General features: G+C 60.3%; 9 protein-coding genes. 6 read left to right on the plus strand and 3 right to left on the minus strand.

From position 1 onward, the window contains the following. Positions 1-762, minus strand: a complete 762-nt coding sequence (locus CFR76_RS04205) for an SDR family NAD(P)-dependent oxidoreductase (protein ID WP_110555986.1) — start codon at positions 760-762, stop codon at positions 1-3. 309 nt (positions 763-1,071) lie between these two features. On the opposite strand from CFR76_RS04205, the gene CFR76_RS04210 reads away from it, so the two are divergent. The 6 genes from CFR76_RS04210 to CFR76_RS04235 all read left to right on the plus strand — a co-directional run bounded on the left by CFR76_RS04210 (position 1,072) and on the right by CFR76_RS04235 (position 9,748). Beyond that, entirely contained in the window at positions 1,072-1,746 is a 675-nt protein-coding gene (locus tag CFR76_RS04210; protein WP_167402050.1) for a GntR family transcriptional regulator, read from the plus strand. A 187-nt stretch (positions 1,747-1,933) separates the two neighbouring features. Continuing rightward, positions 1,934-3,016 (plus strand): phosphotransferase, encoded by a 1,083-nt coding sequence (locus CFR76_RS04215; protein ID WP_208623926.1) that lies wholly within the window; start codon positions 1,934-1,936, stop codon positions 3,014-3,016. A 23-nt stretch (positions 3,017-3,039) separates the two neighbouring features. Continuing rightward, positions 3,040-4,386: an aspartate aminotransferase family protein gene (locus tag CFR76_RS04220; protein ID WP_110555988.1), complete on the plus strand. Its 1,347-nt coding sequence runs from the start codon at positions 3,040-3,042 to the stop codon at positions 4,384-4,386. Between the two features lie 187 nt (positions 4,387-4,573). After that, on the plus strand, positions 4,574-4,993 hold the full coding sequence (locus CFR76_RS04225) for an EthD family reductase (protein WP_244191778.1): 420 nt from the start codon (positions 4,574-4,576) through the stop codon (positions 4,991-4,993). Positions 4,994-5,851: 858 nt separating this feature from the next. Further along, positions 5,852-8,080 carry a TonB-dependent receptor domain-containing protein gene (locus CFR76_RS04230; RefSeq protein ID WP_244191779.1) on the plus strand — a complete coding sequence of 743 codons (2,229 nt, stop codon included), beginning with the start codon at positions 5,852-5,854 and terminating at the stop codon, positions 8,078-8,080. 975 nt (positions 8,081-9,055) lie between these two features. Continuing rightward, positions 9,056-9,748 carry a GntR family transcriptional regulator gene (locus CFR76_RS04235; protein ID WP_110555990.1) on the plus strand — a complete coding sequence of 231 codons (693 nt, stop codon included), beginning with the start codon at positions 9,056-9,058 and terminating at the stop codon, positions 9,746-9,748. Between the two features lie 188 nt (positions 9,749-9,936). Here CFR76_RS04235 and putA read toward each other — a convergent pair whose 3' ends face one another. Beyond that, the gene (gene putA / locus CFR76_RS04240) at positions 9,937-13,572 is read right to left on the minus strand and encodes a bifunctional proline dehydrogenase/L-glutamate gamma-semialdehyde dehydrogenase PutA (RefSeq protein WP_110555991.1); all 3,636 of its coding nucleotides are present in this window, start codon (positions 13,570-13,572) and stop codon (positions 9,937-9,939) included. Positions 13,573-13,788: 216 nt separating this feature from the next. Next, positions 13,789-15,129, minus strand: coding sequence for a PQQ-dependent sugar dehydrogenase (locus tag CFR76_RS04245; RefSeq protein ID WP_110555992.1), 1,341 nt, complete (start codon positions 15,127-15,129; stop codon positions 13,789-13,791). Between the last annotated feature and the right edge of the window lie 71 nt (positions 15,130-15,200).

Genomic DNA, 15,200 nt, shown 5'->3' on the forward strand with positions numbered 1-15,200 from the left:
TCAGCCTTTGCCGATGCCGCGCCTGACCGCCATGCCACCAGCGGACTGACAGACCGGCATCATTTCGATTTCATTGATGTTTACATGGGAAGGCAGGCTGATGACCCAGCTTATGGTCTCGGCAATATCATCTGGCACCAGCGGGAAGGTATCCGCATAGACCGCGGCTGCTTTTTCATCATCCCGCAGGCGTACGTTGCTGAACTCGCTGCCCCCACACAGGCCGGGCGCGATATTGGTCGCCCGTATGTGCGTGCCCAGCAGGTCGCAGCGCAGGTTGCGCATGAACTGCGCCACAAATGCCTTCGTGCCGCCATACACGTTCGATCCCTGATAGGGATACCGGCCGGCCGTGCTGCCGATCGAGATGACATGCCCCTTGTTCCGGGCCACCATTCCGGGCAGGAAGGCGCGCGTCATGTGCACAAGCCCGGTCACGTTGGTCTGGATCATTTCATCCCAGTTTTCCAGGTCGGCATCCTGTGCGCATTCCAGTCCCCGGGCCAGTCCCGCGTTATTGACCAGGACATCGACCGCGCGCCATTCCGGCGGCAATGTCTCTGGCAATGCCTTGACGGCGGCTGAATCGGAAACGTCCAGTTGTACGGGAAGAAGGTTTTCCCCCAGTTCGGCCTGCAGTTCCTCCAGCCGTTCAATGCGGCGGCCCGTTGCGATGACACGGTAACCATCCGCCACCAGCCGTTTTGCAATCGCCCATCCGAACCCTGCCGTGGCACCTGTAACCAGAACCGTTCCCTGCATTATTTCTCTCCACTTGCATCAGGCAGTAAAAACATGATGGTGCCAGTAGTGACCGCGCGCGTCGTGAATCATAGAGCCAGTTGGGACAAAAGAGCGTGCCAATGCCGCCCGCGGGTAATGTTCGGGCGCATGGCGTCTTGATCAAGGGCGCGATCGGAAACGAACCGGGTGATTGCGGCCGGCCATCATGATCCGTGGGGCGTGACGTCAGGCCGGGACGGCCCCCTTCCCCGCCCTCGCTATTGCCCGCGGGAGTGTGTACATTGGGCGCCAGTCATTGAGCATGATCGTCATGAAAGGCTGGATCTGGTGACGGGACTAAAAAAAATCGGGCGGCAGAGCCTGGAGGCCCAGGCGACGACGGCGATTGAACAGGCCATCATCAATGGTCACTTCAAGCCGGGGTCCCGCCTGACGGAAGTGACGTTATCTGAACAACTGGGCCTGTCGCGCGGGCCGATCCGGGCTGCGTTGGCCAAGCTGTCGACTGCGGGCCTCATTGTGCAGCATCCCTATGCCAGTTGGGAGGTCATTGCCTTTTCCGACAAGGACATATGGGAACTGTTCACCCTGCGGGCCTCACTGGAATGCCTGGCGATCGAACTGGCCATGCAGCGCTTTTCCCCCACGGTAAACCAGCGTTTGCAGGACGCCTTGGAAACGCTGCGGGACGCCTGCGCTAGGGATGATTTCGCAGCCACCACCAGCAGCGATTTCGCATTCCACAAGACGATTGTCGAACTGTCGGACCATGGGCTGCTGGTGGAGCATTTTGAGCGCGTGGAAATGCGCATCAAGATGCTGATCAGCTCCTCCAACCTGCGCCTGCCCTCCTCCGCCGAACTCCTCGCGCAGCATGTGCCGATTGCCGATGCCTTTGCCCGGCAGGACACTGTTTTGAGCCAGCAGGCCCTGCGCGCGCATATCCTGGGTGAAGGCCGGGCGCTTGTTGACGATTATGAAAGGGCGCATCTGGCCGCCTGAGCCATCATAGGGTTTTTGGGTTTTTTCCATTGTTATCAGGACCTGCCGGGGGCGCCGGGGTGTGCATTCATGCACCGCAATGCGAATGGGAGATTGTAGACAACCTACAACCCTGCGTATGCTGCCCGGACATTCCGATTCGGATAAGAAATAAAATCATTCAAGACAAAGGTCAGGCAAGATACCCATGGCTCCTTCCAGATCATATGATCCACCCCCCACACTCATGGGGGATCTGGCGGCCGATTTCGTAAGGATGCCCGAAGCGGAAGCCGGACAGGTCGGCCTTTCCCACTACGGGATACGGGGAACGGCCGAACGGCTTTCAACGGAAAAGGACGACACGTTCCGCCTTGCGACGCCGGATGGCCGTCATTACATCCTCAAGATTGCCAATCCGGCTGAACCGGAAGATGAAATCGCGGCACAGGTCGCGCTGCTGGAGCATCTGGCGCTCGGGGCGCCGGCATTGCCGGTGCCGCGGGTCATTCCCGATCATGGGGGGCAATCCCTGCCGGTCTTTACCGACGCGGCAGGACAGGTCCGCCGCATGCGGCTCATGTCCTATCTGGCTGGCAGGCCGCTCGACAGCACGGATACGAATGGCCCCGAACGCGAAAAGGTGGGGGAACTCGAAGCTGCCCTGCGCCTGGCATTGGCGGATTTTACACATCCGGGCTGTAACCGGACCGTGTTGTGGGATGTGCGCAACCTTGCGCTGCTGCAGCCCCTGCTGGATGAAACAGGCAATGCCAGCCAGCGCGCGGCGCTGTCGGATGCGATGGCCCGCTTCCTTGACATGCAGCCGGAAATCGACCAGTTGCGGATGCAGGTTGTGCATAACGATTTCAGCCGGTCCAATATCATCGTCGATCATGACGCCGGACAATTCGTCACGGGCGTTATCGATTTTGGTGACGCCGTCCACACGGCCATTGCCATAGATGTTTCGACAGCCCTGCTTAACCAGCTTCCCCCCCGCGTTGATGATCCCGCGCGGGAAAACATCTTTACGCAGGGATACGACCTGTTGCGCGGCTACCTGCGCGTTGCGGACCTGACCGAAGCTGAAATGCGGCTGCTTCCGCATCTGGTCATGGGGCGCATTGTCGCCCGTACCCTGATTACGTTATGGCGTGCGCGCCTGTTCCCCGATAACGAAACCTATATCATGCGCAATACCCATCAGGGCTGGGCACAGCTTGACTGGTTTCTCATGCGTAGTCCGGATGAAGTTTCGCGGACATTCGTTTCAGGCTTTCAACAGTAAATCCCGCCAAAAAGGTGCCCCGTATGACAACGCCCCCCAAACACGCCACCATGGTCAACGCCTTCAGCCCGGACAACATGGCGTCGCTTGACCCGGCAATGCAGGATTCCGTCAAGAAGCGGCTGCGCCTGCTTGGCCCGGCCTATCGCCTGTTCTACCAGAACCCTGTCCAGGTAAGCAGGGGGTCCGGGGTGCATCTGTATGACCGTGACGGGCATGAATATCTTGATGCCTACAACAATGTCGTCTCGGTTGGCCATGCCCATCCGCGCGTTGCCGACGCCATCTGCAGGCAGGCCCATACATTATGTACGCATACCCGTTACGTGCAGGATGGCATCTTACGGTATTCCGATGAAATCCTGGGCACATTTGGCGGGAAGCTCGGGGCGACCGGTCACATGATGTACACCTGCACCGGGTCGGAAGCCAATGACCTGGCCTTGCGGATCGCGCAGCATCATACCGGCAGGCGTGGCGTCATCATCACGTCCGAAGCCTATCATGGCAATTCGTACCTGACGGCCGGGCTGTCCCCCTCCCTTGGCGCGCGTTCCCCGCTGGGCACATGGGTCCGGCGCATACCCGCGCCAGATTCCTACCGCCCGCCCAGCAGCGACATGGGCGCATGGTTCGCCGACTGCGTGCGCAGGCAGATCCACGACCTGGAACGCCATGGCAACGGGCTTGCGGCTTTCATTGCGGATTCCATTTTCTCGTCCGATGGCATCTACGCCCACCCGACCGACCTTCTGGCGCCCGTGGCGGAGGTCGTGCGTGAAGCCGGCGGGGTGTTCATTGCCGATGAAGTGCAGTCCGGCTTTGGCCGTACCGGGGACAAGATGTGGGGCTACCAGCGCCATGGCGTCGATCCGGATATTGTCTCCATGGGCAAGCCGATGGGAAATGGTTTTCCTGTCGCCGCCATTGCCGTCCGCCCCGAAATTGTTGCGAAATTTGGCGGCGACATGCGTTATTTCAATACATTTGGCGGGAATTCGGTTGCGATCGCGGCAGCGCAGGCGACCCTTGATGTGATCCGCGATGAACAGCTTGTCGCCAACGCGCAACGTGTTGGCGCCTTTTTGCGCAAGGGGCTGGGGGAACTCCAGGCACGTTATCCGCAAATGGGCGATATACGCGGCGCGGGTCTGTATATTGGCGTCGAGATGGTAAGGGACCCGGTTGGCAGGCAGCCGGATGCGGCGCTGGCGTCCGCCATCGTCAATGGCCTGCGCGAACGTCGGGTCCTGATTTCCGCCACCGGATTTTATGCCAATATCCTGAAAATCCGGCCTCCGCTGGTGTTTTCTGAAGGTGACGCCACCCGCCTGCTGGAAGAACTGGATCGCGTGTTATCCAGTCTCTGAAATGACGATATGCCGTATTTTCCACACATGTTCAGGCGCGCCACATAAAATTGCGAATTCGGTACAATGACGTTAAAGAAACGATAGACATAAAATATCGAATCGCGACTTTCTGTGGCATATAGGGAAGACCTCATCGGTTATTTTATTTATTCACCATTCCGTGATATTGGTGATTTATTATTGGATGGTTGTTTTGTTTGAGTGCGCAATCAGTTACGGTGTGGGAACGTGCGGTGCGTTTCTGGCGGGCATGGCCATGCCAGAAACGGTGATGCACCAGATTGATGGCTTTTTGGGAAAAATCATGACTACAATGTACGTTACTTACCCTGGCAAATCTGACGCATGGTTCGATCGCGACTATTACGTGGCGCACCATATGCCACTGGTCATGGAAGCATGGGGCAGTATCGGCCTGAAATCCGCCACGGCCTTTTTCCCGACGGATACCGGCAACGGGACAGTCGCGATCTGTGAATGCCAGTTCCGGGATGAAAGCGCTCTTCAGGCTGCCCTCGCCTCCCCTGAAACCCCCCGGGTTCTGGCTGACCTGAAGAATTTCACAAAAATTGAGCCGGTTCTTCAGCGTGGCGTTAACATTTGATATTTTGATATACAGATACTGAATTTGCCATTCCGGGCCTGGAATGGTCAGGCAGGCCATATGACGCATGTAACCGCGCGTCATATGGCCTGTTTTCATTTGTGGAAACCTTCTGGCAGTTGTCCTCCATTTTGAATGGTGGCCTGTTCTCCCGCCTCATGCGCCTTGTGCCCGGATGCATGCCGCTGGCCATGCATGGTCGGCTGCCCCGGTCCATTCGCCTGCTGCCTGGTATCTGGCATTATAAAATGTGGAAATTGGCGTTGGCGCCATAAAGATATTTACGTTACGAATTTATAGTAACGTAGCAATTTGTGCTTTCATTCCTGTAAAATTTACTCGCTTGGCCTCGGCCACAGGCTGATGTCGAAACGGCGTATATTACAGAAAAAGAATGTTAACAGAAATCATGTTGTAATTTTGCCATATCCCGGACTGTTCAGCATCCAGCATGTTTGAGCGTTTGACAGATCATTGTTCTGAAAAATAGGATCGATAACGAAATTATGGTTCACAAGAAACAATATGAAATAACAACCAGGCAGCAACGGCCTTGTTCGTATGCATGCACTTCCTATAGGTATTTCTTCGCGCTGGGGCCAATATCTGTTCCGCATTCGACGTGAGAAAAAAATGACAAGATCCCGATTTTTTTGCTCCCTCCTCGTTACGACGGCTTTTATTTCTGCGTTTTCGGAAACAGGCCGGGCAGCACCTGCCAGTAGCGGAAAAACTGTTCACCCCACCGCGAAACCCGTCCGTACGGCTGCCGCAACCCCGTCTGCCCCCCCGGCGCCAAAGGTTGAAACGCTGAACGCCGTCGGCATCCGCAGGCGTTCGCATGGCACCCAGATCAGCATGGGGCAACAGGTGCTGCGCACCATGGTGCCCGGCACCAACCCGCTGAAGGCGCTGGCCCAGACCCCGGGCGTCGTATTCCAGTCGGACGACCCGCAGGGCGTGGATACCTATTCCGTCAACCTGTACATGCATGGTTTTGCCCAGAACGAAATCGGCATGACCATGGATGGCATCCCGCTGGGTGAGCCGGTCTATCGCGCCTATAACGGCCTTAACCCCGTACAGGCCATTTCGTCCGAAAACGTCGAGCGGCTGGATGTCACCCAAAGCGCCGGCGCGGAAGGGGCCGCCAGCACCAACAACCTTGGTGGTTCCATCAATTATGTCAGCAGCGACCCGAAAGACCGCATGGGTGGCCAGGCGGCCCAGACTTTCGGCAGCAACAAGATGTACCACACGTTCTTCCGCTTCGACAGCGGCGCGCTGAACAGGACGGGCACCAAGTTCTACGCATCCTACATGCGTAACGAGACCGGAAAATGGAAAGGCGGCAGCGACCAGTTCATGCAGCAGGTCAATGCCAAGATCGTGCAGCCCATCGGGCAGGACAGCAAGATCACCGCGTTCTTTGACTGGGATAACCTGCAGCAGACCAACTACCAGGATTATTCGCCTTACTGGATGCAGCATAACGGCACCGGCCTTGATAACTTCATCGGCACGCCGAATGGTTACCAGAACGCCTATAACTATGCCGTAGGCCATGGCCTGCCATCGAATGTCTATGATGCGCGTGATTCGTCCTATTACGACAGCACCTCCATGTCATATGACTATTTTGGCGGCCTGACGGCGGACCTGGCGCTGACGAACCATGTCCGCTGGAAAACGACCATCTACGGACATGAGGAACTGACCCGCGGCACCTATACCAACCCCTATGGGTGCGGTTCGAACTATTATATCGCCGATCCCACCGGTACAAGCGCCGATGCGGCGTACTGTTCCAACAACCGGGTCGGCCTGAACGGCAACCCGATGTTTGAACAGACCAAGCGGCCCACGGACCACCGTTACGGCATCCTGTCATCCGTGACCTATAATGTCGCCCATCACCAGATCACGGGCGGGGTCTGGTATGAAAACAACAAATACGTCTCAGACGAATATGGTTATGCCGTCCCCTTCCCGAAGGAAGGGCAGATGTGGGACCAGTATGGCAACCTGCCATCGGGCGGCCGCGAGCTGTGGGGCCAGACGTATAACACCAATACATTCACTGCCTTTGTCGCGGATACCTACCATCCGGTCCACAACCTGGCGCTGCATTTCGGATTCAAGTCGATGCTGAATACGACCCGCGTCGGCCAGGATGGCAATTACGAACCGTTTACGGGCGTCAGCGCCATTACCGGGGGCGAAAGCCTGACAACGGCAGAAGCCTTCATGCCGCATATCAGCGCGGACTGGACCTTCCTGCACAATCATGAACTGTTCTTTGATATTTCAAAGAACGCCCATGCCTATTCCCAGTCGGGCTATAACCTGACGGCATCGCCCATGGCCGTGTCACAGGCCGCGTTTAATGACGCCAAGAGTTCGCTCCGGCCGGAAACGGCCTGGACCTATGCCGTCGGCTACCGTTACCACGACCGTCTGGTGCAGGGTTCGATCTATGCCTACCGCACCAATTTCAGCAACCGCATGCAGCAGATCGTGACCGGCGGCACGGTGTCCAGCCTGCTGTCCGAAGTGCGTAACGTTGGCGGCGTTACCATGAACGGCGTTGATGCCGGTGTGACCCTGACCCCGGTTCGCGGTCTGGCGATTACGAACAGCATCAGCTACAATCATTCCACGTATGATAGCGACATGACGGCTTCCGGCGTCACATACGGAACGCACGGCAAGCAGGTGGTTGATTATCCCCGCCTTATGTACAAGGCGCGGGCGGCCTATAACTGGCGCAATGCCGAGTTCTATGTCGATGCCCAGTATATGGGCCAGCGCAGCTATTCCTATACGGGCGATTACCAGCTACCCAGCTACTGGCTGACCAATGTTGGCGCGCGCTATGTGCTGGGTGAGATGGGTCATTACAACAAGCACCTGTCTTTCATGCATAACGTGACCTTCGCCTTCAACATCTACAACATTACCGATACGAAATACGCATCGACTGTTGGCCAGAATGGCTTCCTGATGAGCGATCCGAAGGGCCAGAACCAGTCCATCCTGCTTGGCGCGCCGCGTCAGTTCTTCGGCAGTGTGAAGGCTGATTTCTAACCGGCAAGGACGCGCCCGACGCGAAAATGGATAACGCATTTCCCGGCATTGCATTCCTGTATATGCCGGGAAACGGGTTTCCGGGGCGCCTTTCGCCGTAAGCCCCGGTCCCATCCATGGGGTGCCGGTCGCATGGCTTTGAAATCCCCGGCCGCACTGTCCGCCAAAGTCATGCCGCATGCGGGACAGGCTGCCCGGACAGGGCCGCGGCACGGCAGGACACATGGCCGGAAAGATGTGACCTTCGGCCAGCAGTCTTGAAGGCGCCGGGTGGGCATCCCTGCCTGCCGGTCATGGCGTAAGGCCGCATGTCCATGTGGCCTTGATGCGGCTGATCAGCCAGATGGCGTCCCTCCCTTTTCCTACCTTCAGGCAGGGTGTGTCAGCCAGACCGTTTGCGGTACGGCCGTCATGCCCGCCCGGTCTTTCATGATCCGGGCAAAGGCCCGTCTTTCCGGCTTTTCCGGTGCTTGCAAGACGCCTTGCCTGGAGCAGTTCCACTGAACTCTGGCTCAGTGAAATTGCTCTAACTCATTGTTTACCGGGCATCTTCACCAGTTCGAATGTGTCCATTCAAACTGGATCTGCTCTGGCGGTGACATGCCAGGGCGGGCCATGGCGGCTGGCGAAGGTCACGCCGTTCGGCATATGATGGGCTGCGTCACCAGGGTGGCGTCACGCCACAAAAAACGGGCCGGAGCCAATGCCGCCCCCACAGCCGGTCCCGGCACGGAATTCACTCCATATAATCGATATCGTAATATAGGATCGTGTTTTTCCGTGCTGGCGATCGGCGGGCTGAATTCCTTGGTCATGATCTGTATTGCGGCCTATGTTCCGGCGATGATTGTCCGTAACTGTCCGGCCCTGGCCTTCCCACGCTATTTTTAATGGCCTGATATTCAATAGCAGCCCTTAAACGCCTATACGTGTGGGGAATGTGATGCGCCATCCGCAGGAAAGGATAGAAACCGTATGTTGCCATCTTCCATTTTCGATGCAGGCAGCGGGCAGAAACGGGGAGCCGCCTCGGTCATGGTCAGTGCGGCGTTACGGACCTCCATCCTGTCGGGCATATTGCCCGCGGGCCAGCCTTTGCCGCAGTCGGAACTGGCGACGGGGTTCGGCACCAGCATCATTCCCGTGCGTGAGGCGCTGAAGCAACTGGAGGCCGAGGGGCTGGTCACCTTCATGCCCAACCGGGGGGCCATGGTCACAGGCATGTCGGAACAGGATATTATTGAATATTCCGAAATCCGTGCCGCGCTGGAAGAAATGGCGGCCCGCCATGCGGTCAGCCGGATGTCGCGCGTTGACCTTGCGCGGGTGGAAGATGCCTATGACGCCTTTGTGCAGGGTGCGGCCCAGGCAACGGGCCGGCATCATTCAGGCGACCTGAACCGGGCTTTTCACAACGCGATCTATGCCGCTGCCCAACGCCCGCGCCTGCTGGAAATGATCGATGACCTGCACATACGGCTTAACCGCTATATTCGCAGCCATCTGGAAATCGAAGGCCGCAAGGAAGTCACGGATATCGAACACGAAGCCATCATGCAGGCCTGCCGCCGCCGCGATGCGGAAGAAGTCGCCCGCCTGACAAAACGCCATATCCTGGAAGCTGCCGATATTTCCCTGCAGGTCATTCGCGGGCGCGTGCCGGACTGACGCAGGCTCCCTTGGGGGGCACATATCGCAAGGGCGCTAATGACGGGACATGACGGCCTGCGCCACGGTTCGCCCTGCAAGGCAGGCAGAAGCAGGGCGGACACGACGCCACCAGTGAACAGGCCAGCGAGAGGAAGCACGGGACCGGCCCAACGTCACGGATGGGCCGAACAGGGACAGGCGGCGGCTCAGCCCAGCGTCATCAGGCTGGCGTTGCCACCGGCGGCCGTGGTGTTGATGCTGATGGACTGTTCCTCCACCACGCATTCGGCATGGGGCAGGCCGCCGCCCGTCAGCCATGCGGAAACGATCGGCCGGTTTGCGTCACACAGCGCCTGACAGGCGGCGGCAAAGGCCGCGTCATCCGTTTCACTCAGGATAACGGCGCAGGATTCCGCCGTGGCGCTGTCCACTGGCCTGACCCTGGCCCGCACGGCATCAGGCAGGGCGGCATACCATGCGGCCGGCATGGCATGGCCCGGCACAAGGGCGGTATTCCCCCCCGACAGCGCAAGGGATATCTGGTCATACAGCGCCGCCCTGCCGGTCGCCAGACACAGGACATTGCCGCGGCCTGTCAGTTTATAAAGGTTTTCCTCCCCTACCGGGCCGGGCAGGGTCAGCGTCCCCCCGGTCAGCGGCCTGTCACGCAGGGTTATGGCTTTATTGGCCGCAGCCGTTTCCCCCTGCCCCCGCAACCAGTCTGTCCATACGGACATGGCCACAGGTGCCTGTCCCTGTACCAGTCGGGGCAGGACCGGCGCCTGCGCCAGCAGCCTGCGCAGGATAAGCGGCCCGCCCGCTTTCGGGCCGGTCCCCGACAGGCCACGCCCGCCAAAGGGCTGGACGCCCACTACCGCCCCGATCGTATTGCGGTTTACATACAGATTGCCCGCGTCCACCCGGGACAGCACGTGTCTCACCGTGGATTCAATGCGCGTGTGCAGCCCAAATGTCAGGCCATAGCCGGTGGCATTGATATCGGCCAGTACCTGGTCAAGGTTGCGGCGGGAATACCGCAATACATGCAGGACCGGGCCAAATACTTCCTTTTCCATCTCCTGCACGTTCAGGATTTCGATCAGGGTGGGGGAAACAAAGCTGCCGGCGGCACAGGATTCCGGCATGGGCGGGGCAAAGACGGGCGCCTTTTTCTGGCGAAACGCCTCGATATACCGGGTAATGTCCTGAGCTGCCCGTGCCGTAATGACCGGGCCGACATCGGTGGACAGCAGGGCCGGATTGCCCATGGCCAGTTCCCGCATGGCGCCGCGCAGCATGGTCAGGACATGATCCGCGCACTCTTCCTGCACACATAGCAGCCGCAGGGCGGAGCAGCGCTGCCCGGCGCTGTCAAAAGCCGATGCCACGACATCCGCCACCACCTGTTCCGCCAGTGCCGATGAATCAACGATCATGGCGTTCTGGCCCCCCGTTTCCGCAATCAGCGGTACAGGCTGGCCGGTATGCGTGCGCCGTGCCACAAGCTGGCGGTTGATGGCCTGCGCCACGGCGGTGGACCCGGTGAACATAACGCCCGCGATCCGGTCATCGCCCACCAGCAGCGCGCCGATATCCCCCTCGCCGGTCAGCAGTTGCACGACATCCGCGGGCACCCCGGCTTCATGCAGGACCCCCACGGCCATGGCCGCGACCAGCGGGGTTTCTTCCGCCGGTTTGGCCACAACCACGTTGCCCGCCGCAAGGGCCGCCGCAATCTGGCCCAGGAAAATGGCCAGCGGGAAGTTCCATGGGCTGATACACGCCACCGTGCCAAGCGGGACATGGGTGGCGTTATCAAAATCCCGGCGGATGGTGGCGGCGTAATAGCGCAGGAAGTCCACGGCCTCGCGCAGTTCGGCAATGCCGTTTGGCAGGGATTTCCCCGCCTCCCGCGATAGCAGGGCCAGCAGTTCATCGCGGCGGGATTCCAGCAGGTCGGATGCCTTTTCCAGAATGCTGGCACGGGTCGCGGGCGGCGTGCCGGCCCAGCCGGCGCACGCGACCCCGGCCGCGGTCAGGGCCTGTTTTACGATTTCCGGTGTCGCCACAACGACCGTCCCGACCTGATCGCGATGATCGGCGGGGTTGGTCACGGGCATGGCCGCGCCATCAGGCCGCGCGCCGGCAACAAGGGGAACGGCTGTCCAGCTTTCCGGGGCCTTTCCCAGCCCGGCGGCCAGTTCGGACAGGACCCGGTCATCGGCCAGGTCCAGCCCCGCGGAATTGCGGCGTTCCGTGCCGAACAGGTCGCAGGGCCTGCGTATTTCCGGGTGGGGCGCGCCATAGGGAACAAAACCGCGTGCGACGGCCAACGGGTCTTCCACCAGCTTCGCAACCGGAATGGCGTCATCGCCGATCTGGTTTACGAAGGACGAGTTCGCACCATTTTCCAGCAAGCGCCGCACCAGATAGGCCAGCAGGGTTTCATGCGTGCCAACCGGGGCATAGATACGGGTCGGGCGGCCAAGTTTGTCCGGACCGACCACCTGCCTGTACAGTGGTTCCCCCATGCCATGCAGGCACTGGAATTCATACGATCCGACTTCAAACGGTTCGCCAGCCAGCGTGTGGATGGTCGCCAGCGTGCGGGCATTATGCGTGGCGAACTGGGGAAAGATCACATCGCGCGCCGCCAGCAGCTTGCGTGCGCAGGCGATATAGCTGATATCGGTGTGGCATTTGCGCGTAAAGACGGGAAAGTCGGGCAGCCCGTCAACCTGCGCTTTCTTGATCTCGCTATCCCAATACGCCCCTTTGACAAGGCGGACCATCAGGCGGCGGTTGCTGCGGCGCGCCAGGTCGATGATGTAATCCAGCACGTAGGGACAACGCCTGCCATAGGCCTGCACGACAAAGCCGATGCCGTTCCAGCCTTCCAGCCCCGGCGTGTGGCATAAGGCTTCCAGCAGGTCGAGCGACAGGTCGAGCCGTTCGCTTTCCTCCGCATCGATATTGATGCCGATATCGTAGCTGCGCGCCAGCAGGGTCAGTTCCCGCACCACGGGCAGCAGTTCGGCCATGACCCGTTTGCGCTGGGCGCGGGCATAACGGGGGTGCAGGGCCGACAGCTTGATGGAAATGCCCGGGCGTTCATAGACGTTGGCGCCACGGGCGCTGCGCCCGATGGCATGGATGGCGTGAAGGTAGTCCTGCCGGTAGCGGCGGGCGTCATGCGCGGTAAAGGCAGCCTCGCCCAACATGTCGTAGGAATAGGAAAAGCCGGCTTCTTCCAGCCTTACGCTGTTTTCGCGCGCCAGTTCGATCGTCTCGCCCAGCACGAACTGCTCCCCCATAAGCCGCATGGCGGCATCGACCGCCGAGCGGATGACAGGCTTCGTACTGCGCGAGACAAATCCCAGCAGGGCGGATTTCAGGGTCCCTTCGCCATGCCGGGCAACGATCACCCCCGTAAGCGCCAGCCCCCACGCGGCGGCATTGGCAAAAAGCGGCCGGTCGCGCGATACATGCGCCAGCCAGTCGCCATCGCCGATCCTGTCCTGGATCAGCGCATCGCGCGTGGGCATGTCGGGAATGCGCAGCAGCGCCTCGGCCAGGCACATAAGCGCCACGCCTTCAGCCGAGGACAGGGCGAATTCCTGCACCAGCGTTTCCACAAGGCCGGGATGGCGCTTCGCGCGCAGTCCCGTCGCAAGCCGGGTCGCCAGGGCGTCGGTCCGCGCGTTTTCGGTGGGATCAAGCGTTGCGGCGGGCGTCAGCGCCGCGACACACTCGGCTTCCGGTCTGCGGATCGCCGCCATGACGGCCTGGCGCAGGGGGGAGCGGGATGAAAACGCGGGAGCGAACGTGTCATGAAAAGACATGAGTGCCTGTTCCGGTATGTAAGACGTTGCCCCTCCGGCGCGTGGCGCGGAAGGTTCTGGCATCAGAATGATCCCTCCATTGCACGATCATATACGATTTGCAATATAATATATAACGTGGCCACAGCCACCGGGACGCGCCATGAAAACACCGGAAATGCTCGCAGGCGCGGGGGCTGCCGCCGGGGTCAGGACCACATGGCGCCGCGCGGCGCGTCAGTCGGTCGTGCCCGTCACGCGCCATACGACGCCGCCGACATCATCAGCGACCAGCAACGCCCCGGAGCGGTCAAGCGCCAGCCCCACCGGGCGGCCATGCACATGCGCCTCGTCGGGTGTCAGGAACCCGGTCAGCGCATCAACCGGCGGCCCTGATGGCTGCCCATTGGCAAAAGGCACGTAAATGACCCGGTAGCCGCTTTTGGGGCGTCGGTTCCACGACCCGTGCTGGGCCACGAACAGGCCATGGCGCCATGCCTCCGGCAGCAGGGCCGCGTCTTGGGAAAATGCAATGCCAAGCGAGGCCGTGTGGGGACCAAGCGCATAATCAGGCGCGACCGCCTCCGCCACCAGGTCCGGGCGCTGGGGCGCGACACGGGTATCGACATGCTGGCCGTAATAACTGTAAGGCCAGCCATAGAATGCCCCCTCCTTCACGGCTGTAATGTAGTCGGGCACGAGATCACTGCCGATTTCGTCCCGTTCGTTGACGGCGACCCAAAGCGCGCCACTTTCCGGTTCAAGGGCCAGTCCGTTCGGGTTGCGCAGCCCCGTCGCATAGGGCGTGAGCTTTCCTGTCGCCAGGTCGAGCCTGTCTATCCGCGCGCGCCCTTCCTCGACCTTCATCCCGTTATCGGCGACATTGCTGTTTGACCCCACCGTCACGTACAGGAACTGGCCGTCCGGGCTGGCGAGCAGGTTTTTCGTCCAGTGATGATTATACCCCGCCGGCAGGTCCGCGACCTTTGTGCCCGGCGTGGCGATCCGCGTGTCACCGTCATGATAGGGAAAGCGGAGGATTGCGTCGGCATTGGCGACATACAGGTCATTGCCGACCAGCGCCATCCCGAAGGGCGAATAGAGATGGTCGAGGAAAACCGTGCGGCTATCCGCCACGCCCCTGCCCGTCGTGTCGCGCAGCAGGATGATCCGGTTCGGGCTGGGCGCGCCCGCGCCCACCTTTCCCATCACGAACCCCGCCACGCGGTTCTTGAGCGTCGAGATATCCGTTTTCGGCGAGTTGCTTTCCGCGACAAGGATATCGCCGTTGGGCAGGCGGTAAAGCCATCGTGGATGGTCGAGGCCAGTCGCGTAAGACGCCACCGCAAGCCCCGTGGCGGGCAAGGGTTTCTGTTCGCCCGACCAGCCGACGGGCGTGGCCACATTAACGGTCGGGAACAGGGTCCTGTCCGGCTGGGGCAGGTCCGGATGGGGGCCGGTCCCGGCCATGACGGGCAGCGTGGCCACTTCCGGGCGCGCCACGATTTTCCATGTGACGGCACCGAGCACCGCAAGGCCGATCACGCCGGCGCTGCCCCAACGTCTCCATGTTTTCATGATGTTCTCCCGCTTCCGTGTTGTCGTCAGAATTCTGGCAACCAGTATGACGCGTCTCCGCCATCGTGCGA

Origin of the sequence: Komagataeibacter swingsii (assembly GCF_003207895.1) — a bacterium.
GTDB lineage: Bacteria > Pseudomonadota > Alphaproteobacteria > Acetobacterales > Acetobacteraceae > Komagataeibacter > Komagataeibacter swingsii.